This window comes from Marinobacterium aestuariivivens (genome assembly GCF_042661465.1).
GTDB lineage: Bacteria > Pseudomonadota > Gammaproteobacteria > Pseudomonadales > Balneatricaceae > Marinobacterium_A > Marinobacterium_A aestuariivivens.
Genome location: NZ_JBHSWE010000001.1, coordinates 207,472 through 228,772 on the forward strand (window position 1 = coordinate 207,472; position 21,301 = coordinate 228,772).

At 63.2% G+C, this 21,301-nt stretch carries 21 protein-coding genes and 4 pseudogenes; 10 read left to right on the forward strand and 15 right to left on the reverse strand.

The annotated features are described in order from the left end of the window. Position 1: 1 nt before the first annotated feature. The 8 genes and pseudogenes from ACFQDL_RS01105 to ACFQDL_RS01140 all read left to right on the forward strand — a co-directional run bounded on the left by ACFQDL_RS01105 (position 2) and on the right by ACFQDL_RS01140 (position 7,322). Complete coding sequence (locus tag ACFQDL_RS01105) at positions 2 to 469, forward strand: mechanosensitive ion channel family protein (RefSeq protein WP_379907417.1); 468 nt, start codon at positions 2 to 4, stop codon at positions 467 to 469. Positions 470 to 680: 211 nt separating this feature from the next. After that, positions 681 to 1,265, forward strand: coding sequence for a glycosyltransferase family protein (locus tag ACFQDL_RS01110; protein WP_379907418.1), 585 nt, complete (start codon positions 681 to 683; stop codon positions 1,263 to 1,265). After that, a complete protein-coding gene (locus tag ACFQDL_RS01115; protein ID WP_379907419.1) occupies positions 1,262 to 3,040 on the forward strand; it encodes a glycosyltransferase in 1,779 nt (592 codons plus the stop codon). Before ACFQDL_RS01110 ends, ACFQDL_RS01115 begins: the two co-directional genes overlap by 4 nt. After that, complete coding sequence (locus ACFQDL_RS01120; protein WP_379907420.1) at positions 3,037 to 3,798, forward strand: polysaccharide deacetylase family protein; 762 nt, start codon at positions 3,037 to 3,039, stop codon at positions 3,796 to 3,798. Before ACFQDL_RS01115 ends, ACFQDL_RS01120 begins: the two co-directional genes overlap by 4 nt. Continuing rightward, positions 3,795 to 5,678, forward strand: a complete 1,884-nt coding sequence (locus ACFQDL_RS01125) for a glycosyltransferase (RefSeq protein WP_379907421.1) — start codon at positions 3,795 to 3,797, stop codon at positions 5,676 to 5,678. Before ACFQDL_RS01120 ends, ACFQDL_RS01125 begins: the two co-directional genes overlap by 4 nt. A 14-nt stretch (positions 5,679 to 5,692) precedes the next feature. Next, a pseudogene (locus tag ACFQDL_RS01130) lies at positions 5,693 to 6,201 on the forward strand (glycosyltransferase family 4 protein). Then, positions 6,194 to 6,787 (forward strand): histidine phosphatase family protein, encoded by a 594-nt coding sequence (locus tag ACFQDL_RS01135; protein ID WP_379907422.1) that lies wholly within the window; start codon positions 6,194 to 6,196, stop codon positions 6,785 to 6,787. Before ACFQDL_RS01130 ends, ACFQDL_RS01135 begins: the two are co-directional and overlap by 8 nt. Positions 6,788 to 6,950: 163 nt before the next feature. Then, positions 6,951 to 7,322, forward strand: coding sequence for a hypothetical protein (locus ACFQDL_RS01140; RefSeq protein ID WP_379907423.1), 372 nt, complete (start codon positions 6,951 to 6,953; stop codon positions 7,320 to 7,322). A 27-nt stretch (positions 7,323 to 7,349) separates the two neighbouring features. Here the strand turns inward: ACFQDL_RS01140 and ACFQDL_RS01145 are convergent, their stop codons facing one another. Next, positions 7,350 to 7,841, reverse strand: coding sequence for a 3'-5' exonuclease (locus tag ACFQDL_RS01145; RefSeq protein ID WP_379907424.1), 492 nt, complete (start codon positions 7,839 to 7,841; stop codon positions 7,350 to 7,352). Then, entirely contained in the window at positions 7,841 to 8,617 is a 777-nt protein-coding gene (locus ACFQDL_RS01150; protein ID WP_379907425.1) for a class I SAM-dependent methyltransferase, read from the reverse strand. The genes ACFQDL_RS01145 and ACFQDL_RS01150 overlap by 1 nt, the downstream gene beginning before the upstream one ends. A gap of 531 nt (positions 8,618 to 9,148) precedes the next feature. On the opposite strand from ACFQDL_RS01150, the pseudogene htpX reads away from it, so the two are divergent. Continuing rightward, positions 9,149 to 10,032: pseudogene (htpX, locus tag ACFQDL_RS01155) on the forward strand (protease HtpX). A gap of 97 nt (positions 10,033 to 10,129) precedes the next feature. On the opposite strand, the gene ACFQDL_RS01160 reads toward htpX, so the two are convergent. The 13 genes and pseudogenes from ACFQDL_RS01160 to ACFQDL_RS01220 form a co-directional block, all read right to left on the reverse strand. Then, positions 10,130 to 10,339 (reverse strand): hypothetical protein, encoded by a 210-nt coding sequence (locus ACFQDL_RS01160; protein ID WP_379907426.1) that lies wholly within the window; start codon positions 10,337 to 10,339, stop codon positions 10,130 to 10,132. Between the two features lie 51 nt (positions 10,340 to 10,390). Continuing rightward, positions 10,391 to 11,350: an ATP-NAD kinase family protein gene (locus ACFQDL_RS01165; RefSeq protein WP_379907427.1), complete on the reverse strand. Its 960-nt coding sequence runs from the start codon at positions 11,348 to 11,350 to the stop codon at positions 10,391 to 10,393. 224 nt (positions 11,351 to 11,574) lie between these two features. Further along, positions 11,575 to 12,222 (reverse strand): flagellar brake protein, encoded by a 648-nt coding sequence (locus tag ACFQDL_RS01170; protein WP_379907428.1) that lies wholly within the window; start codon positions 12,220 to 12,222, stop codon positions 11,575 to 11,577. A 35-nt stretch (positions 12,223 to 12,257) separates the two neighbouring features. Further along, positions 12,258 to 12,551, reverse strand: coding sequence for a DUF3410 domain-containing protein (locus ACFQDL_RS01175; RefSeq protein ID WP_379907429.1), 294 nt, complete (start codon positions 12,549 to 12,551; stop codon positions 12,258 to 12,260). Next, positions 12,494 to 13,093: an NAD(P)-dependent oxidoreductase gene (locus tag ACFQDL_RS01180; RefSeq protein WP_379907430.1), complete on the reverse strand. Its 600-nt coding sequence runs from the start codon at positions 13,091 to 13,093 to the stop codon at positions 12,494 to 12,496. The genes ACFQDL_RS01175 and ACFQDL_RS01180 overlap by 58 nt, the downstream gene beginning before the upstream one ends. Next, on the reverse strand, positions 13,090 to 13,404 hold the full coding sequence (locus tag ACFQDL_RS01185) for a Rossmann-fold NAD(P)-binding domain-containing protein (RefSeq protein WP_379907431.1): 315 nt from the start codon (positions 13,402 to 13,404) through the stop codon (positions 13,090 to 13,092). Before ACFQDL_RS01185 ends, ACFQDL_RS01180 begins: the two co-directional genes overlap by 4 nt. Positions 13,405 to 13,443: 39 nt before the next feature. Then, positions 13,444 to 13,836: a hypothetical protein gene (locus tag ACFQDL_RS01190; protein WP_379907432.1), complete on the reverse strand. Its 393-nt coding sequence runs from the start codon at positions 13,834 to 13,836 to the stop codon at positions 13,444 to 13,446. Between the two features lie 290 nt (positions 13,837 to 14,126). Continuing rightward, positions 14,127 to 14,333 (reverse strand): group II intron maturase-specific domain-containing protein, encoded by a 207-nt coding sequence (locus ACFQDL_RS01195; RefSeq protein WP_379912797.1) that lies wholly within the window; start codon positions 14,331 to 14,333, stop codon positions 14,127 to 14,129. 168 nt (positions 14,334 to 14,501) lie between these two features. After that, positions 14,502 to 15,371, reverse strand: a pseudogene (ltrA, locus tag ACFQDL_RS01200) (group II intron reverse transcriptase/maturase); the annotation flags it as partial. An 814-nt stretch (positions 15,372 to 16,185) separates the two neighbouring features. Further along, positions 16,186 to 16,943: pseudogene (locus ACFQDL_RS01205) on the reverse strand (ISAs1 family transposase). Between the two features lie 255 nt (positions 16,944 to 17,198). Beyond that, positions 17,199 to 18,137, reverse strand: coding sequence for a hypothetical protein (locus ACFQDL_RS01210; protein WP_379907433.1), 939 nt, complete (start codon positions 18,135 to 18,137; stop codon positions 17,199 to 17,201). 34 nt (positions 18,138 to 18,171) lie between these two features. Next, positions 18,172 to 18,387: a hypothetical protein gene (locus ACFQDL_RS01215; protein WP_379907434.1), complete on the reverse strand. Its 216-nt coding sequence runs from the start codon at positions 18,385 to 18,387 to the stop codon at positions 18,172 to 18,174. 336 nt (positions 18,388 to 18,723) lie between these two features. Then, positions 18,724 to 19,932: a hypothetical protein gene (locus tag ACFQDL_RS01220; RefSeq protein ID WP_379907435.1), complete on the reverse strand. Its 1,209-nt coding sequence runs from the start codon at positions 19,930 to 19,932 to the stop codon at positions 18,724 to 18,726. Positions 19,933 to 20,441: 509 nt separating this feature from the next. On the opposite strand from ACFQDL_RS01220, the gene speD reads away from it, so the two are divergent. Further along, positions 20,442 to 21,260 carry an adenosylmethionine decarboxylase gene (gene speD, locus ACFQDL_RS01225; RefSeq protein ID WP_379907436.1) on the forward strand — a complete coding sequence of 273 codons (819 nt, stop codon included), beginning with the start codon at positions 20,442 to 20,444 and terminating at the stop codon, positions 21,258 to 21,260. The last annotated feature ends 41 nt before the right edge of the window (positions 21,261 to 21,301 follow it).

The following is a 21,301-nucleotide window of genomic DNA, read 5'->3' on the forward strand; positions in this document are numbered from 1 at the left end:
GATGAAGCTCGAATTTCGCCTGCCCTATGACACCGATATCGAGAAGGTGCGCAAGATCATCAAGAAGACCGGGCTGGAAATGCTGGAGGACGAGGAGATGGGCCCTCACTTTCTGCTGCCGCTGAAATCCCAGGGCGTGATGCGGGTCGAGGAGTCGGCGCTGATCTTCCGCATGAAATTCACCTGCAAACCGGGCGAACAATGGGTCATTCGCCGCGAAGCCTACCGCCGGGTGAAGGAAGCACTGGCGGCCAACGGCATCGAGTTCGCCCACCGCGCGGTCCATGTGCTGCTGCCCCGGGAACTGTCGGAACAGCTGCAGCACTCAGATCCGCACACGCAGACATCGGCACTGAACGCCGTCAGCTCGGCCGCCGCCCAGGAAGGCCTGCACCCGGAACTCAGGCGCAGCGATCGCATCGATGACGAGCGCAGCAAGAGCCCGTTCGAGGATGAGGGTTCTGCTTAGAAAACAGATTACAGTCGACAGAACGAGCGGTTCTCGAGGGGCCACTTGCATCGGCGGTGTGTTACAGCGTATCGCCCGAACCTCTCGAACGGGGCTTCGGGCTGCACCCTGCCAGACCATTCGCCGCGGGGCGCGGCTCCTACGATCTGTTCCCTGTCTTCTATTCACCAAACTATACAAAGCGGGAGACAGTGCTTACCATGGCCGCTGAATGGACGCAGACGCTAAGGGCACCATTTTGAAAAGCCGTCGCTTGCTGATTTACAGCCACGATTCCTTCGGACTCGGCCACCTGCGTCGATGCCGGGCCTTGGCGCACGCCCTGGTGGAAGCCTACAAGGATCTGTCGGTGCTGATCCTGACCGGCTCACCGATCATCGGTCGCTTCGATTTCAAGGCTCGCGTCGACTTTGTGCGAATACCGGGCGTGATCAAGCTGCATAACGGCGACTACACCTCGCTGGCGCTGCATATCGACCTCGCCGATACGCTGGCGCTGCGCGAGTCGATCATTCTGCACACCACCCGGGTCTTCGCGCCAGACATCTTCCTGGTCGACAAGGAGCCGCTGGGGCTCAAGGGCGAGGTGCACAGCACCCTGAAGATGCTCCACGAAACACCGACCCGTACCATCCTGGGCCTTCGCGATGTCATGGACGCCCCGGAGCTGCTGACCGAAGAATGGCGTAACAAAGGGGTATTCGGCGAACTCGAACGCCTCTACGACGAACTCTGGGTTTACGGCACCCGGGCCATGGGCAACCCCTCGAAGGCCTGCCCCTGGATCCGGCGTTGAATCAGCGCATACGCTATACCGGCTATCTGCGCCGCGAAGTACCGGCGATTGCCAATACCGTCGACTATCCGCCGCCGGAACAGCCCTACCTGCTGGTGACACCCGGCGGTGGCGGAGATGGCATCGAGATGATCGACTGGGTACTGCGCGCCTACGAGAGCGGCGCCGAACTGCCTTGGCGCGCCCTCTTCGTGCTGGGCCCCTTCATGCCCCAGGTCGAGCGACAGCAGTTCCTGCAGCGCGCCGAAGCACTGACAAACGTCGATATGATCACCTTCGACGCCCAGCTCGAGCGACTGATGGCCAATGCCCGCGCCGTAGTGGCGATGGGCGGCTACAACACCTTCTGCGAGATCCTGTCGCTGAACCGGCCCGCGCTGATTCTGCCTCGCAGCCATCCGCGACGGGAGCAGCTGATCCGGGCGCAGAATGCCGCCCGGCTCAATCTGGTCAGCCTGCTCGATCCGGACGGCGACCGTACTACGGCGGAAATGGTCGAAGGCCTGCGTCGCCTCGCCACACAACCCGCCCTCCGTTGCCGGCGACCCGACCTGGCTGAACGGTCTGGACAGCGTTATCGAGCGCGTCGGCGAACTTTTCGGACAACCGGACGCATGAGCAGACCTGCAAAATACCGGGTGCTCTTCTATGTACAGCACCTGCTGGGAATCGGCCATCTGCGCCGCGCCGCGCTGCTCTGCGAAGCCCTTCTTTCCCGCGGGAACGAAGTGCATATGGTGCTGGGTGGCGAAGCGGTACCGGCGATCACCTTCGCCGGCGCCAACTGCCATTATCTGCCGTCTGTACGGGTGCGCGATGCGAACTTCACCGAGCTGATCGACAACGTCGGGCAACCGCTGACCGAAGCCTTTCGCCGCACCCGGCGGGACCGCCTGCTGAGCCTGGCCGCACAGATCGAAGCGGACGCGATCATCACCGAACTCTATCCTTTCGGCCGCCGGCAGATGCGTTTCGAACTAGAGCCCCTGCTGGACTGGGCACGGCGGCAACCGCGACCGCCGCTTTTGATCTGCTCGCTGCGGGACATCCTGCAGCAGCGCAGCCCGCAGCGGGAAGCGGAAACCCTCTGCCTGATCGAACGGTTCTACGACCGGGTCTGGGTTCACGGCGATCCGTCCCTCAACCGGCTGGACGAAAGCTTTTCGCTGACGCCGCGACTCGGAGAACGACTCTCCTACACCGGCTTCGTCGCCCCGCCAGCGCCCCGCCCCCGACCGCGCCGCGGCGTGGTGGTCTCGGCCGGCGGCGGCGCCGTGGGGCTGTCACTGTTGCAGGCCGCCATCGATGCCTGGCGCAGCGGCGTTCTGAACGACCGGCCCTGGACCCTGATCGCGGGCCCGAACCTGCCCGAGGCGGAATTCGAGGTCCTGCGACTGGCCCTCGCCGGCTCCGGGATGGAACTGATCCGCTTCTGCCCCCGCTTCGTCGAGCGGCTTGCCGGCGCCGAACTTTCGATCTCCCAGGCTGGCTACAACACCCTGATGGATGTACTGGTGAGCCGTGTGCCATCGGTGCTGGTCCCCTTTGCCGGCGACGGCGAGACGGAGCAGATCAGCCGGGCACGCCGGCTGCGTGACCTCGGCCGCAGCACCCTGGTCGAAGAGGAGCACCTTAGCGGCGAACGCCTCGCCCGGGCGGCCGAGCAGGCCCTGACCCTGTCGACCATCCTGCCCTCGCTGAACCTGGACGGCGCGGACCGGGCCGCGGCGGACCTGCAGTCGCTACTCGAGGCCCGCCCGGAAACGACATCATGAAACACTGGCGACGTCTGGAACGGGAGCTCGATTGCTGGGAGACGCCACCGACGCTCTGGTGGCGCGATGACGATGCGACGGCGCCCAGCGCCGCCCTGGAGCAGCTGCTGCAACTCAGCGACCGGCACGCGATCCCGCTGCACCTGGCGGTAATACCGGCGCACAGTGAAATCGCGCTGGCAAAGCGCCTGAGCCGCAGCCACCTGACCTGGGTGCTGCAGCACGGCTGGGACCACCAGGGCTATGCCGGGCCCGGCGAGCGCAAGCGCGAACTGGGAGGCCCTCGCCCCCGGCCGGAAATTCTGCAACAGCTGCGCCAGGGGCGTGAGCGGCTGCAGCAGCAGTTCGGCCCTCGCGCCCTGGATATTCTGGTGCCACCCTGGAACCGCATCGATGACGACCTGCTGACGCTGCTACCGGCACTGGGCTACCGCAGGCTCTCGATACTGGGACCTCGCCCGATGGAACCCGAGGGCCCACGGCAGATCAATGTACATATCGACATCATCGACTGGAAAGCCCGCCGTTTTGCCGGCCAGGAGGCGGTCATCCACCAGCTGGTCCGCCATCTCGAGGCCCGCCGCCTCGGTAGCGTGGACGCGACCGAACCGACCGGCCTGATGACCCACCATCTCGACCATGACGACGCCTGCTGGGACTTTCTCGCCGACCTGACCGGGGCGCTGGGAGATCGCGTGCGCTGGGTCGGGGGCCGGCCCTGCTGGACAGCTGAACGGCGACTGAGGAGTATTGCTTGAGCCGACAGATCACCCTGGTACTCAAAGGCTATCCGCGCCTGTCGGAAACCTTTATCGCCCAGGAAATCCGCGCCCTGGAAAAACGGGGCCTGAACATCACCCTGGCATCGCTGCGCCACCCCACCGACAGGGCACGCCACCCGATACACGGAGAGATCGAGGCCGACGTACTCTACCTGCCGGAATATCTGCACCAGGAACCCTGGCGTGTGCTGCGCGCCTGGTGGCAGGTGCGCCGCCGACCCGGCTACCGCCGCTGCCTGAAGCGCTGGTGGCAAGATTTCGGACGTGACCGCAGCCGCAACCGCATCCGCCGACTCGGCCAGGCCTTCGTACTGGCGAGCGAGCTGCCCCCCGACACCGAACAGCTCTATGCCCACTTCCTGCACACTCCGGCGTCCGTGACGCGCTACTGCGCCCTGATCACCGGCCTGCCCTGGAGCGCCTCGGCCCATGCCAAGGATATCTGGACCAGCGACGCCTGGGAGCTGCGGGAAAAGCTGGCGGAACTCGACTGGCTGGCCACCTGCACCGAAGCCAACCACCGCTATCTGAGCGGCCTGGCCGACGACCCCGACAAGGTGCACCTGGTCTATCACGGCCTCGACTTCAGCCGCTTCCCGGCCCCCAAGCCTTCGGTACAGTCCCGGGACGGTGGAGACAACAGTAACCCGGTACGACTGATCTCGGTCGGCCGCGCAGTCGCCAAGAAAGGCTACGATGACCTGCTCAGCGCACTGGCCGCTCTGCCGCGGGAACAGGCCTGGCAACTGACCCATATCGGCGGCGGCCCCCTGCTCGATACTCTGAAGAAGCAGGCCGACGCACTGGGAATCGGCGATCGTATCCGCTGGCTCGGCGCGCTGGCGCAGCACCAGGTGCTGGAACACTATCGCCAGGCGGATCTCTTCGTGCTGGCCAGCAAGATCGTCGAGGATGGCGATCGCGACGGACTGCCGAATGTCCTGATGGAGGCCCAGAGCCAGGGGCTGGCCTGCCTTGCCACCGGCATCTCCGGCATTCCCGAGCTGATCCGGGACCGCCAGACCGGCTGGCTGGTCGAACCGGCCGACCCGGCAGCGCTGAACAAGGCGCTACAGACGCTGATCGCCGACCCGGCCCTGCGATGGCGCCCGGCCTGGCCGGCCAGCAACGGGTACGCGAGGCCTTCGATGTCGAGCGCGGTATCGATCAGCTGGCACAGCTGTTCGACCCTGCGAGCGGCCACGGCCGGGACTGCGCCCTGCAGTGCGACATCAGCACCTGCTGCGGCTCTTCATGAAGCCGCCCGTAGCCTTCTATGCGCCACTGAAACCACCGGATCATCCGAATCCCTCCGGAGATCGCCTGCTGGCCCGCCTGCTGATGCAGGCGCTGAGCGAAGCCGGCTTCGATGTCCGGCTCGCCAGCCGACTGCGCAGCCGCGATGCCCTGGGCAACCCCGGGCGCCAACAGCGCCTGGAAGCCTTGGGGCAACGGCTGGCCGATCGCCTGCTACGCCGCTGGCGACGCCAGGGCTGGCAACCGAAACTCTGGTTCACCTATCACCTCTACTACAAGGCGGTCGACTGGATAGGCCCCAGGGTCTGCCGCGAACTGGCCATCCCCTATGTTGCCGCCGAGGCCTCCTGGCGGGCAGCCGCGCGGAAGGCCCCTGGGCACTCAGTCATCAGTGCCTCGACGAAGCGCTACAGCTGGCGCAACGGCTGTTCACTTTTAATCCGACCGACATCGAGGGACTGCAGGCCTGCCTGGGCGGACGGGCGCCAGTCGTCGCACTGCCGCCCTTTCTCGACCTGGCGAATCTGCCCCGGACAGCCGAGCCGGACCGCACGCGCCTGGCGGCGCTCTGGGGGCTCAACAGCCGTCTCCCTGGCTGATCAGTGTCGCGATGATGCGCCCCGGCGACAAGCTGGCGTCGTACCGGCAGCTGGCGCGGGCGATGCAGCGGCTCGACAGGCCCTGCCAGCTGCTGCTCGTCGGCGACGGCGGCGCCCGGGCCGAGGTTGTCGACGCCTTTGCCGGCGACCGGCGCGTTCGTCTGCTCGGGCGGCTCGACCAGCAGACGCTGATGCCACTGCTGGCCGCCTGCGACCTGATGGTATGGCCGGCGGTCAACGAAGCCTTCGGCATGGCCCTGCTCGAGGCCCAGGCCCAGGGCTGCCGGTGGTCGCCGGCCGCGAAAGAGGGGTTGCCGCCGTGGTGCACGACGGTATCACCGGCCGCCTGGTGCCACCCGGTGACCTGGCTGCGCTGGCCGGCGCCGTCGACCAGGCGCTGGCACAGCCGGCGCTGCTGCAGCGCTGGCGAGCCAACTGCAGGGTGATGGTCGAACGGCATCATTCCCTGAAGTCCGCTGCCGCCACGCTGAGACACGAACTGGAGCCCCTGATCGATGCTTGAACTGATCTGCCTGCGCCACTGGCCGACCCGCTGGAACGCCGAAAAGCGACTGCAGGGCCGGTGCGATCTGCCGTTGAGCGAGACCTCGATCGAGGCGCTGCAGCGACGGAGGATTCCGGCCTCACTGACCGCAATCCGGTGGTACTGCAGCCCGCTGAGGCGGGCCCGCGAAACGGCCGAGTTACTGGGCCTGGGCGCCACACCGGAAGCCTCGCTGATTGAGATGGACTGGGGTGACTGGGAAGGAAAGACCGTACTTGAACTGCGAGAGGCGGATCCCGACGGTATGGCCGAGCTCGAAGACCGCGGCCTCAACCTGCTGCCGCCGGGCGGCGAGTCACCGCGTGAGGTTCTGCAGCGGGTCAGCGCCTGGGCCGAGGTGATGCGCCTGGAGGGCCGGCAGCAACTCGGCGCCGTCTGCCACAAGGGCGTGATCCGCGCGCTGCTGGCCGCCGCCTGCGACTGGGACATGCGCGGCAGGGCGCCGGAGAAACTCGACTATCGCTGCCTGCAGCACTTTCTGTGGGACGGCCAACGCTGGTCGCTGGGCGAAATCAACCGTCCGCTAGCCGACAGGATGCCCTGAAAAGCGCGTTTCGATGCGCCTTGAATATGCCTTACTCCAATAAAATCAAAGAGATTCGCCGAACCGCTCAGCTCGCCTTAAGAGGCGTTCGGGGCTATGCTGTCATCGCAGCATCATCATACTGTCGTAATCTGCCAGCATCAGCCGTCAAGGAATCCCGGACATGTTCATCAAGATCAGAAAAAACAGCGGTATCTACATGGAGCACAACGGACTGGAGAAGCAGCACCTGGTCCCGGTGACGTCCAACTTCCTGATCAACCTCAACCATGTCGCCGAAGTCTCGTTCTACAGCATCAAGGAAGCCAAGACCCGGTATGACCTGGAAAACCATGAATTCAAGGTGCAACCGAACACCCGCGTGATTCACCTGCAGATGAGTTATCTCTACGGCACCTACAAGGAGACCATCAAGGGCAACAAGGGCCGCCTGGTGGAGCGTTGCTATTACAAGCTGTATTTCATGCCCGAAGAAGCCGGCCAGTACGACGAAATCCGCCACCAGATCGACGCGCTGATACTCAACGCCGACTGAACCACAGCGACTTGAAATAGACGCGCCTCAGCCGGACGACTGACCGGCAAAGGCATATTCCAGGGCACTGATCAGATCCGTCACATCGTCCAGTGCCCGATGCCGGCGCTTCTGACCGGCAATGCATTCGAGAAAACGTTCCAGCCGGTCGCCCTCCAGCCGGCTCTCGAGCCCTTCGAGCCGGAACAGCGGGCGCATCCCGGCCGCGTCATAAAGCCGCCGCAGCCAAAACAGATCGAATTCGAGTGCATCGCAATAGAGCGTACGGCCTTCCAGCGCCTGATTCAGCCGCTTGCAGGCGGTCTCCGGCGCCAGACCTTCGGCCAGCAGACGCGTCCGGGGGATCCCGTGAATACCCTCGGCGATCTCGCACCAGTCGCCCCAGCCGGTCACTCCGTCCGGACTGATCAGAAAACTGTCCTCGGCACCTGCCGCAGGGTCGCGCCAGGCCACCTCGATCGGATAGGAACGCGGCCCGAGCCCGCTGGCCTCGAAATCCAGACACACAAGATCGATCATCAAGCCCCCTGCTCGAACAACATGACTTTGAGTCCCCGTTCCGGGTCACGCTCGGGAAAATCGTCCGGATTCGGCAGCCGCTCCCGCAATCCGAACTGCGGACACGCCTCCGCCATCAACTGGCGCACGAATTCGCTTCCATGGAGCGGGTCATTGTGGCAGGCGAGAATCCGCGCCCCGGCGCTCGCCAGATCCGGCAAACGCCTGACCACCTTGCGATAATCCTGCTCGGCGACAAAGCTGCCCGGCTGGAAACTTGGCGGATCGACCAGGATCAGGTCGTAGGGGCCCAGCTTGCGCAGCTTGCCCCAGGACTTCATCAGATCATGGCCAAGAAAGCGCACCTCGGCTTCGCCCTGACCGTTGAGGCGATGATTGTCCCGCCCCTGCGCAAGGGCCGCGCGACTCATATCCAGATTCACCACGCTTCGGGCACCACCGGCGACCGCCGCCACCGAAAAGGCACAGCTATAGGCAAAGAGGTTGAGCACGCGGGCATCCTCGGCGTGTTCCCGAACCCAGCGCCGCCCTTCGCGCATATCGAGGAAGAGACCGCTGTTCTGGTTCTGCAGCGGCCGGACCCAGAATTTCAGGCCCGCCTCCGTGACGGCGAGCTGATCCGGCACCTGGCCCCAGGCGATACGCTGCCTGGCTTCCCGTCCCCGGCCGCGCTCCTGTACCACCAGAGCATCGATGGCGGGCAGCGCCTTCAGTGCCAGACAGAGTCCCTCGAGCCAGGCCTCGTCCACGGCTTCATAGAGGCGCACAACAGCCACGGGGGAAACCAGTCGATCACCAGGTGCTCGAGCGCCGGGTAACAGTGCCCGCGGCCATGGAACAGGCGGCGGGCATTACCCTGTGCGCGCCCAAGTTGCTGTTCGACTGTCGCAGTCAGTTGGTCCATAGAGGGTTCCGGGCGGTAAAAAGCGGCAGATTATAGCGTCGGGACGGTACAGCGGCCAGACAGTACTAACGTTTCAGGAAGTCATGTCGCCCTCAGCCACACTGTCCAGGTTCACGGCAAGGCGTGAGTCACGCGGTGTAGTTGCTCTACATAAGTGGCGAACAACGCAGTCGTGGGCCTGGACAGCGCGGCCCGGAGGGAACCCCACAAAGCGCCCCCCGCGGCGTTGCGCCGCCTCGACAGGGAACCACCCTGCCTTCGCCGGCGTGCCTGGCTGGAGACGCTTTGTGGGGCTCTGAGAATGGCATTATTTCCTGAAACGTTAGTATTCTTCACAGGTATTGAAACTTTGACTGGAAGGCCTTATCTAATCTGCAACTTTCCAGCCAGGTAATACACGACCATGATGAGGATCATCCTGTTTCTTGCCACCAACATAGCGGTACTGATCGTCGCCAGCATCACGCTGAGCCTGTTGGGCGTCGATCACTACCTCAGCGGTACCGGGCTCGACCTCGGCTCGCTGCTGATCTTCTGTGCGGTGTTCGGTTTCGCCGGCTCGCTGATCTCGCTGTTTCTGTCCAAGACGATGGCGAAGATGTCGACCGGTACCCGCCTGATCGACCAACCCCGCACCGACGCCGAACGCTGGCTGATGGATACGGTCGCCGAACTGTCGCAGAAAGCCGGCATCCAGATGCCGGAAGTCGGCATCTTCCCGGCTCAGCAGGCCAACGCCTTCGCCACCGGCTGGAACAAGAACGCCTCGCTGGTCGCCGTCAGCCAGGGGTTGCTGGAACGCTTCCGCCCCGAAGAGATTCGCGCCGTACTGGCCCATGAAATCGGCCATGTGGCCAATGGCGATATGGTGACGCTGGCGCTGATTCAGGGGGTGGTCAACACCTTCGTGATGTTCTTCGCCCGTATCGCCGCCTATGCCGTGGACTCCTTCCTGCGCCGCGACGGCGAAGAGTCGGGCCCCGGCATCGGCTACTACATCACGACCTTCGTGTTCGAGATCCTGTTCGGCATCATCGCCTCTGTCATCGTGGCCTGGTTCTCGCGCCGCCGCGAATACCGGGCCGACCATGCCGGCGCCACCCTGGCCAGCCCCCATGCAATGATCGGCGCGCTGCAGCGCCTGAAGGCGGAATACGGCATGCCGGACCAGCTGCAGGGCCAGTTCCAGGCCTTCGGCATCAGCAGCCACATGAAACAGGGGCTGATGGAACTGTTCTCCAGCCACCCCCGCTCGACAGCCGTATTGCCGCACTGAAAAATAGCTAACAGCGGCAAGTGTACAGTTAACAGAAGGCCCGCAGTGCGGGCCTTTCTCTTCCGTAAACTGTCAACTCGAAACTGTTAACTTTTAACGGTTAACCGCTCACTGCCAGCCGCTTTCGTCGAGAACGCAGAAGGAGAGACAGGTGCTGAACAGGGCCACCGCCATCATCAATGGCGGCTGCGCCAGCCACAGCATGAACAGGCCAGACAGTATCCAGATGTCGCGCACCAGCGCCCGCCTCGAATGGACCTGCCAATCACTCAGCAACCCCGACCACAGCAGCAGATATCTGAGCAGACCTGGAAACATGACGACCTCCCCTTTGCCGGCGCCGGACATACTGTCAGGTTAGAAGCCGGATCAGAGATCCGCCACCCGGTAGAGCACCGCATCGTGGTAGCCGGTCGTCACGCGGATCAGACCGGCCAGCTCGCGATCGAGCTGTGGATCACCGCTGTCGACGATCAACGGACGCCCTTCCAGCGCCTTGAGTTTGGTCTTGGTGGCCAGCAACTGAATGTTTTCACGGCCGATTCGGCGCAACAGTGCAGGGCTGAGCTGCTGGTTGCCGCGACCGATGATATGGCCCTGCCCACCGATCAGGGTGACCACCAGCCGGCAGTCGCGACCTTCTGTCAGGTCCAGCAGCTGCGCAGCGGTACAGTCGGCCGCGACCAGTTGCCCATCCTGCACCAGGTCGACACCGAGCAGCGTATTGGGCAATCCGAGTTCGTCCATCACTGCCTGAACCGTGGTACCTGAGCCCATTACATAGCAGACACCGGGCGCCATTGTCTCCACCACGTCCGCGGCGATATCCGCCAGCACCAGCTCTTCGGCCTCGCGGGCTCCGTTCTTGACATGCTGCAGGTAGCGATGCTCCTGGGGTACCAGCAGTTCACCATAATATTTGGCGCGCACCCGCCCCTGGCGGAAGGCCTCCTCGTCGATATCACGGACCTCCTCGTCACCGAGCGTCACCAGCTCACCCCGCACCAGCATCGCAACAATCTCACCGGCCGCTCTCGGTGTGACGCCATAGACACCGGAGTGGATCTTGACACCGGCCGGAATGCCGAGCACCGGTAAACGGTCCGACACGGCATTGCAGATATTGCGGGCGGTGCCATCGCCACCCGCAAAGAGCAACAGGTCGACACCGGCTTTCTCCAGCTCGATGGCGGCCCGCTCGGTATCATCGGGACCTGTATGGCCGGAATCAATGGCACCGAGTACCACCGGCTCGAACCCGGCCTCCCGGGCCACATCCGCCCCCATTTCCGCCGGCCAGGTGAGGATCTGGACGGGCAATCCACGCAAGGGCTCCAGCGCCTGCAGCGTGCGCAGCCCAGCCCTGGGTTCGGCGCCGAGCCCGAGCGCGCGACGGACCGTATCGACACCATCGCTGCCCTTGAGCGCGACACTGCCACCGAGACCCGCCAGGGGTTGATGATCAGTCCGAGTCGGAACACGTTACTCTCCTCAAAATTCATCGATAAAGCCGGTTTCCACCAGAAACTGCTGGTAAACGAAGGCCGCCAGCATCAAGCGCCCGTCCTCCTCGAGTTCCTGAAACTCGACCCCTGGCGAAATATCCGGGTCCCCGCAACCTGCTCGCTGCCGAGGTTGCGTACGATCGCCGGGACCAGCAACACCTGATCGATACCGGCGACCGCCATGCGCAAGGTCAGAAAGAGAGGGTCGCCGGGCTGCCCGACCGGACGAGAGGTCTCGATACAGGCCCCCTGCAGACTGATATCGGTACAGAGGCCGGGACAGGGCGGCGTGCCGTGCAGAGGGCTGTCGTCGTCCTGGCTGTCCACGGCCACCTGAAGACGCACCGGAACCCGGGCACTGGCGCGAATTCGGCGCACCTCAACCGTCGCCGGGTACTCAAGGTGCCAGCATCCGTAGGGTGTCGTGGTGATGTGCGACAATCGGGTGCTGAAAGCGCCGATACGGTTACCGGCCATCAGCCGGACCGTCACCTGCGCCCCCTCGACGATGCGGCCGGCCAAAGCGCCTGCGCGGGGCGCACTGATGAGTACGCTGGCACCACGCCTGTAACCGATCAGCTCGGATGCGAAACGACTGCGGGGCGACCGGCTCTCGACACGCAACCGGTCTCCCGGCCGTAGCTTGAGATCGTCCAGGCTGAGGCTTTCGGGCGTGTTTTCCAGGGACTTCGGCATGGAGATTTCAGTCGACAAAGGACAAACCGCCTAGCTTACGCCAATTCGACACTGAAACCGAGCGCCGCCAGCTCCCGCGCCCTGGCTTCACCGGCATGGCCGCAGATGGTCAGACTGGCGAATTCCCGTCGCACCGGGTAGTTCTTGCGAAGCTGATCGAACGCCAGGCCGCGCGCGCGCGCCGGCTGTGCCATCGTGTCACGCAGCGCCCGGTCATCGCGCCATGGATCGTAAAGCAGCCGCATCAGCTCCAACGGCTCGACGGTATCGGTCACCTCGATACGACGCACCGCCGCCGGCGGCAGATAGGCCGCCAGCGGCGCCTGCACAGGCATATCCAGGTAATCACAAACCGCCTGATAGAGCATAAAGGTACCGCGGATCTTGCCATCGAGGCTGTAACCGGCAATGTGAGGCGTGGCCATGCGTACCTGCCTGACCAGCTCTGGATCGATCTCCGGCTCCCCTCCCAGACATCCAGCACCAGCGTCAGGTCGGGGCGGCGCTGCGACACCAGGCGCAGAGCCTGATTGTCAATGGCACCGCCACGCCCGGCATTGAGCAATATCGCGCCCGGACGCAGCCGTTCCAGACGCTCGCGATCCAGCAAATGCCTTGTCGGCCAAGGCCCTTCCGTCACCAGCGGTGTATGCATCGAGATGATATCGGCGGACTCGAGCAGCTCGTCGAGCTCGACGAACCCCTCGGGCGACTGCTGGGCCCTGGGCGGATCGTTCAGCAGGAGCCGCACCCCCAATCTCTCGAGACGCCGCTGCAGGCGAGCACCGACATTGCCCACACCCACAATGCCGACCGTTTTGTCGGCGAGTTCGAACCGCTGTTCGGATGCCAGTTGATAGAGAACGGTCAACACGTACTCGACGACTGCGTCGGCATTGCAGCCCGGTGCACTGCTGAACGGAATCCCCTCTCGGCCAGATACCCAAGATCGACATGATCGGTCCCGATGGTGGCGGTACCGACAAACCCAACCGGCGTACCGGTCAGCAGTTCGGCCCCGACGTCGGTGATCGAGCGCACCAGCAGGAGATCGGCGTCCCGCAGGTCCCGGTTCGAGACCCCACGCCCGGGCACGCGACGAATGTTTCCGAGCGGGCCGAACATGGCATCCAGCGCCGGTATGTTCTCGTCCGCGACGATATTCAGGGGCCTCTGCTTCAAACTCACCTCCGGGGCTTTACAAATACTCAGGATTCGGGCTCAATGCGCCGTTACGTCTGTCGGCCATGGATGCACAATGGCTGCCGACAGGCCGCCGCGTTTTGATACCGCGATATTCTCCCCCGTTTGAGTTAGGGTAAAAGCCCCTTGATAGTACGCTGGCGCAAAGAACAGGAATACTTCGTCGTCCGCCTGTATCAGGATCTTGTCGGTGACTGGATCCTGAGCCAGAGCTGGGTCGACTGCCAGGCAGACGAAGCCAGCGTTACCCATACGGTACTTCCCTCCTACCAGGAGGCGCGCCGCCTGCTCAGCAGCATCGCACGACAACAGCGCCAGCGCGGCTATCGCCATGAAGGACGCAGCGAAGAGCAGCTCGGATTCGATTTTGGCTGAAATTCCGGTGACCCGTAACGCCTGACCTGTCACCATCGCCGCTCCTCGGTTTTGGCATCCTGCGTCACCCTACCTCCTACATCCTTGTAGTCGTGCGCATCCATGCGCCCGCGGCATACCGTTCGTCCTGAACATATCGGCATAGGGGCGGTCAGCACTGCTGACCGTTCCCCTGCCACACCACCCGGCATGCGGGTCCGCACCGGGCGGTTCGAGAAGTTGAGGTCATGAGAGACGCGGCACCCCCAGCCGGTCAAAGTAGGCAATCGTCAGCACATGGTGCCCCGCCGAGAGGCTGTTATGCCACCAGCGGCGGCTCAGCGCCGCTACCGATTGCGCCACCCACCAGCCCCCAGGCCGATCAGCTCCCGGTAGATCGTCTTGCCCCGGCGCCACTGCTTGAACTGGAGGGCCCTCAGGCGGCGACGTATCCAGCCATCCAGACTGCGCCAGATGCGCGGCGTCTGTGCCAAGCCGAAGTAGCCTTTCCAGCCCAACAGATAGCGTCGCAGCTTCTCGACCACCTCGGCCATGCTACGTCCGCCGTTTCGTCGGGTCAGTTGCCTGACCCTTTGCTTGAACGCCTTCAGCGCCTTTTCCGATACCGCGCGCCGCACCTCGCCATCCCGACCCTGCCACAGGGCATAGCCAAGGAGTTTGCGGCTGAACACGCGGGTCACCGCACTTTTGGATTCATTGATCTTCAGGCGCAGTTTATCGTAGCAACGCCGCAGCAGGCGCATCACCCGCTCGCCCGCCTTCTGACTGCGCACGTATACATTGCAGTCATCAGCGTAACGGGCAAAGCAGTGCCCTCGACGCTCAAGCTCACGATCCACCTCATCGAGCAACACCTTGGCCAGCAGCGGTGAGAGCGGACCGCCTTGCGGCGTGCCCTCCACCCGCTCGATCACCACGCCGCCTTCCATGATCCCCGCGTTCAGTTAGGCACGAATCAGCCGGATCACCCCGGCGTCCTTCACGCGCTTACTGAGTCGGTCGATCAGGATGTCGTGATTGACCCGGTCGAAGAACTTCGACAGGTCAACATCGACCACGATGTGGCAACCTTGCTGGACATAGCGCTGCGCGGCCAGCACCGCGTCCCGCGCCCGGCGACCGGGGCGAAACCCGTAGCTGTGCTCGCTGGAGGTCGGATCGATCAACGGTTGCAGCACCTGCAACAGTGCCTGCTGTATCAGACGGTCGGTCACAGTGGGAATACCCAACTCACGTTCACTTCCGTCTGGCTTCGGGATGCCCACACGCCGCACAGGCCGGGGCCTGTACGTGCCGTCCAGCAGTTGCTGTCGGATGCTTGGCCATGCCTGTTTCAGGCACGTCCCGGTCTGGGCTATATCCAGACCATCAACGCCTGCGGCACCCTTGTTTGCCTTCACGCGTTTCCAGGCACGCTGCATGTTTTCTCTCGCGAGCACCTGCCTCAGCAGGTCTCGCCCTGCGTCCTCCGACTCTTGTCGCGCAAGGCCGGTTTCATCGCTGGCCGTTTGGGGCAGGGCTTCACCCTGACCGGGCACGACCCGCCCCGCGCAGGCGGGCATCTGATGCATTACCGTTCTCGTCGACAAGACGTTTGACGCTCCTTCTCGTTTGGCCCTTCGCCCCTTGCCGGCGGCTACTATGGCCTCTGCTGACTTCTCGCTCCGTGTCTCCACGTCGCCCTTTCAGGCACAAGGCGAGACCTCCCCGGGTAAGAACACACGCCTTCACCGCACAACCGCCGGATATACGCCACTTCGCCTTGGCCACGAGAGCTTCGCGGCTTCTTGCCCGCTCGCCCTGCTCGGCGGCGCCTCATATCCGATTCTTGTTCATCGGCTCACGGTTTACGCTCCACGCTTCCTCCCCACGGTCAGTCACCTTTGCGCAGTTGCGCTTCACTTCGTTCGCTGTGGCCAGCTTACGGGAGGACTTGCACCTCAGGAGTGCGCCCGTGCCGGGCGCACAAAAAAACCGGCCTCGAAGGGCCGGCTTGCAACATGCAAAGTGATAAGAGCCTGAGGGATCTGTGAAGAGATCCCAATCGTCCTCAATTGAGGGGGTGGGCCCCGCCCCGCCAAAGGCAGGACCCTTTTGCTCGGCAATGCGTCAGTGAGGTGAGGTCCGAACATTGCCGATCACTTACGAGCGGGACAAATAATAACCTTACTGATAATTGTTCGCAATAGCATTTCGTGGCAATCGCACTACCTGACGACTGCGAGAGCCAGTCCGGGCCGGCGGTACCGTTTCCGGGCGACACGCTTTACGTCGTCCCTGACCGCTCTGCTGCCGCCCTCCCTGGCGGCAGACGGTCGCCCTGAAGCGGTACCCCCACCCCTCGACAACGCGGTGCCAACCGACAGGCGCACCGAACCCGGTTCGCTACCCGACAATGGCCAGGCAAGCCGGCGGCGAGAACCATCCGTGCACTCGCGGCGTCAGCTGCAGCACCGAGGCCCGGAAGGCGTCGTCATAGGCAGCACGCAGCCGTTTATTCTTGACCCCGGGTTTGGAGCCCCTGGCCTGGCGCAGGAGGTTCAGGGCGAAGCGCCGGATGAGGGCCAGCACATAGTCGCCACCGCCCTCGGTGATCTGCCGGGCCACCGTTTTCTGACAGCCGATAGCGTCGATCGTCACCGTGACGCCGTCCAGGTCGAACAAGGACAGGATCTCGGGCAGGGCCGTGATCTCGTTCGCCTTCGCGTCCACCCGGCGTTGAGCCACCAACAGGCGAGCCTCACAGGACCAGGCATGAAGCAGGCGCAGTGCACGAGCCGCTGAACCACGATGGGAGCGGCGGACGGCTTTGCCGTCCAGTGCCAGTTGATCCTGCCTGTCGCCGCCGATTCGGGCACGGGCGGCCCAATCGAAAAACGCCGCCTCGAACGCCTCCGGGTCGATCAGGGAAAAGACGCGCCCGAAGGTGTCGTGGGAGGGGTGCCGTTGGGCAGCGGCAAGAATTGTCGCAACCGGTCCTCCTTGGTACGGCCAAATTCTGCCACGGCTTCCCAGTCATCCATGCCGGAGAGTGTTGCACAAAGGGCGATACCGAGGATGTCCGACAGCCCATGCAGCTTGTTTTGCGTGGTCCGGCGCGGATCGGGGAGGGATTCGAAGAAAGGCTTGGGGTTCGGCAGCATGGCAACGGTTTCTGCAAATGCCGGAACTAAGCCGTTTTCGTACCGGCACCGGGCTCTCCGAGGCTGATGTGGTCGGGTCTGGCTGACCGTCTGCCGCCAGGACGGCGGCAGCCGAGCCCTCAGGGACGAGTTCACGGCGTGTCAGACAGGCCCGACCACATCGACCCTGACGATCTTGTCATCGCCTCGTGATAGTGCGATTGCCCTGAATAGCATTTAGTGCGTTATTGCGTATATACCCTCTATCGTCGCACACTACTGCCGCAAGGCATCGCTCTTCCCGATAAAGCGTACCCGAACGCTGTGAGCTCCCGGTGGCGGATCCGGTACTTCGGAACGAAAGGATATCGACTCGCCAGGCCCGATTTCCGCAGCGGGAGCGGCAAATTGCCAGCGCCTCAGTACCTGCCCGTCGCTGCGGTGCAGATAGCCCGACAGCGGCGGCACCGGCTGAGCGGTGTCGGACTCGTTGACGATCACGCCCTGAATGACCATCGCGCGCCCCTCTTGGGAAGCCATCGCCTGGGGCGTCACAAGGTAGAGGTTCAGGCCGCCTGAGGCAGCAGCGAGCGGCTGCTGGCCGCACCGGCGATACAGCTGCCCAGTGCCGGGATAACGGTCGACACAGGTGGCTGCTGCATAGTCTTTCCTGTTCACGGTCGGCCAGCCGATCCCGACGCGAGTGTTGTATACCCCTTCGGCCGTGCGGAACTTCAACGAATAGAGCCCCGGCTGCAAGGGCCTGATCGGGACCGCTACCAGCATGTCGCGGCGCAGGTCCACGCGCTGAAACTCCAGCGGCACCCGGAACGCCTCGAGGCGGGACGTCGCCCAGGTATTGGCCGGCACCGGTGTGACCGCGCCATCGGCCGCAACCTCGCTTCGCACCCAGGACACCTGTTCCAACCGGATAGCCGTTGCTGCGTCGCCGCCAGATAATTGCGCCACCGCGGGATGGTAGATCACGAAGTCCGTGCGGGGACCGAGGTTGGAGCGCTGAGCCCAGGTCTCTCTTTCCCATTCCGGAGAACCGTTCAGGCGCACCAGTTGCTCCCCTGTCGATGCGTATATTCCCTGTTCCTCGGGCAACAGTCGCGCCCGCTGATCCAGGCCTGCACAAGCCGTCAAAAGCGTTGCCATAACGCTCAGCGCCAGTGGTCGAACGACCGCCGGCCATTTCGTTGTCATGTTCATCGGAGCCCACCCATTTCCTGTTCCTGGCAGCCCGTCAGTTGTTCGGACCGCTCCTGGCACTGGCCTTCGATTCGGCATGGGCGCTGCAACCGCCCTCTTCCTCGATAGCCTCGTCATGATCCTCATCACGGTCGTATTGATCGCCGGCGCGGGCCTCGGCACTGGCGCTCGACCGGGCACGGCAACCGCTTTCTTTGCCAGCGCTGGTCGACGACGAAGCACTGGTGCTGGCATGCGCGCTGGCCGACACCTTCACCTGCGACGGCTTACTGCCCGTGGCTGTTATCTTGCTGTCTTGCGCAGCTTCGCTGTATTGAACACCAGGCCCCAGATGCATCGCAGACAGAAACACCACTGCGCAGGACCGGATAAAGCTAAGTAACGACATCTGAAATCTCCCTTGCTGATTCGCTGGTTGCGCCCGATGCGAGGCAGGGCAGCCCGGGCTGAAAAGCGCCGGCCGCCCTGCAATCATCGAGACGACTCCCGAGGCCTTACCATTCGATAATGGCTGTCGCCTCACCGTCGCCGCTGGCACTGACATCTCCGTCTTCAGACGTGATGTTCGCTTCGGCGCTGGTATTGGTCATGACCGATGCGCTTTCCTGACCGGGCGTATGGAGATACTTCGCCTTGGCCAGGAGTTCGACGTGGCAGTCGCACCCTCTGCGGTGGCAGTGGTGTGGCTTTTCGCCAGACTCATGGTCATATGCGGTGTTTCAATGGTTTTCGCCATCGAGTTTGCATTGACGCCGGTGGCGCAGTCGTCGCCGTCACCGCCACAACTGCTTTCTGCATTTGCAGAGGTCTCGGCCAGGGCCTGGGTTTCACCCGTATCCGACACACTGGCCAGGGCGCTGGCATCGGCAGAAGCGGAACGGGTACCATCGTCCGTGGTCAGAGCCGCATCAGCACCGGCAGACGACCGGGCTTCGAGCGCCCCCTCGTCGGAGACATCGACCAGGGCATCGGCATCGGCAGAGGCTTCACCACCGAGACCGTCTTGGCTTTCAACGACGGAGACGTCGGCATTGGCATCGGCGCTGGCCGAACTCAGACCGTCATCGACGCTGGCTTCGGCACTGGCGCCGGCAAATGCGAAGCCCGCGCCGTCACCGTCGTTCATGGAAGCCTCGGCATTGGCATCGGCGCTGGCCGAGCTCAGACCGTCATCGACGCTGGCTTCGGCACTGGCGCCGGCAGATGCGAAGCCCGCGCCGTCACCGTCGTTCATGGAAGCCTCGGCACTGGCATCGGCGCTGGCCGAGCTCAGACCGTCATCGACGCTGGCTTCGGCACTGGCGCCGGCAGATGCGAAGCCCGCGCCGTCACCGTCGTTCATGGAAGCCTCGGCACTGGCATCGGCGCTGGCCGAGCTCAGACCGTCATCGACGCTGGCTTCGGCACTGGCGCTGGCGCCGAGACCGCTTTCACCCTCACCGCTGACACCGGCATCTGCAGACGCACTGGCTTCAGCGGAAGCACTGGCTTCAGCGGAAGCACTGGCGCCGTCGCCGGTCGCGCTGGCGGACGCGGAAGCACTGGCACTGGCACTGGCACTGGCACTGGCACCGGCATCATCGGCATCCCCGCCGCCTTCTGCGTCTCCGGTATCCCCGCTGTCTCCAGTATCACCGGCGCCAGCACTGCCCGAGTCGGAGCTGGCCTCGGCACTGGCACCGGAATCGGCGGAGGCGCCATCGTCTGCTTGCACCGCGCCAGTCGCGAGGGCAAAAATAAGACTGAGCGCGCTGCAAAGCGCGAGCAGGCTTGTCTGCTTGGTGGGATTTCTCATGGCTTTTACCTCTTCGGTTCTTCGGCAATTTGTCCTAGCTTCGAAATGGATCTGCACCTGGTCCCTGGAGGTTTAGAATCACTCAATTAGAATTTGGCAAGGAATATGCCAAGCATCCGAAAAACCTGAGACGGTCACGAACCCAGCAACACCAGAGCATCATCTCGTTGATTTTAAAGAATTTTCTTCTGCCACCACCGATTTAGCGAAAGCCCGGGGTGAAGCCGACACCCTCAGGTATTCGTTTCCATTAAGCGACACTCAATATAGGTTTTCACCTAAATACCTGAAGTAGAGCCAGAACCAGCTGTCGCCAACAGGCAACACCCCTCCAATCCGGGACGGGACGGGACGGGACGGGACGGGACGGGACGATCGTCGGTGATGAACAACATTTACTTTATTCCGCCTCCCTGGTTGCACTACAATCAGCACACATCTTTTGGGTATATCCCACTGTTAACGTCCATCGCGCCCGAGAGGCGCGTTATTTTTTGGAGGCCCGAACGTTGACACCCAGTGGCAAAATCAAATTGCAGGGTTTTAACAACCTCACCAAGAGCCTGAGCTTTTGCATCTACGATATCTGCTATACCCGCACTCCGGAGCAAAAGGCCGAGTACATCGAGTATATCGATGAACAGTACAATGCCGACCGGCTGACGGAGATCCTGACCGAAGTCTGCGATATCATCGGCGCCAATGTCCTGAACATCGCTCGCCAGGACTACGAGCCCCAGGGTGCCAGTGTCACGATTCTGGTATCTGAAGAGCCGCTTAAGGACTCCGTCATGGTCGACAAGACCGAAAAGCCCGGCCCGCTGCAGCCGGACTACGTGGTTGCGCACCTCGACAAGAGCCATATCTGTGTCCACACCTATCCGGAAAGTCACCCGGACAACGGCATCTGCACCTTCCGTGCCGATATCGAGGTATCCACCTGCGGCGTCATTTCGCCACTGAAGGCACTGAACTATCTGATTCACAAGCTGGAGTCGGATATCGTGACCATCGATTACCGGGTACGGGGTTTCACCCGCGATGTACACGGCGTGAAGCACTACATCGATCACGACATCAACTCGATCCAGAACTTCATCAGCCAGGATATTCGTGACCAGTACCAGATGGTCGACGTGAACGTCTATCAGGAAAACATCTTCCACACCAAGCTGATGCTGAACGACTTCGACCTGAATCAGTACCTGTTCGGCACCACGACCCGGGACCTGAGCGAAGACGAGATAAGCAACATCACCGAGAACCTGTTTCGCGAGATGCGTGAGATCTTCTACGCCCGCAACCTGCCGGACATGAGCTCTTCGTAGCGGGAGCTGCGCCTCGCCGCGAATATAGGCATTGTGGCCAT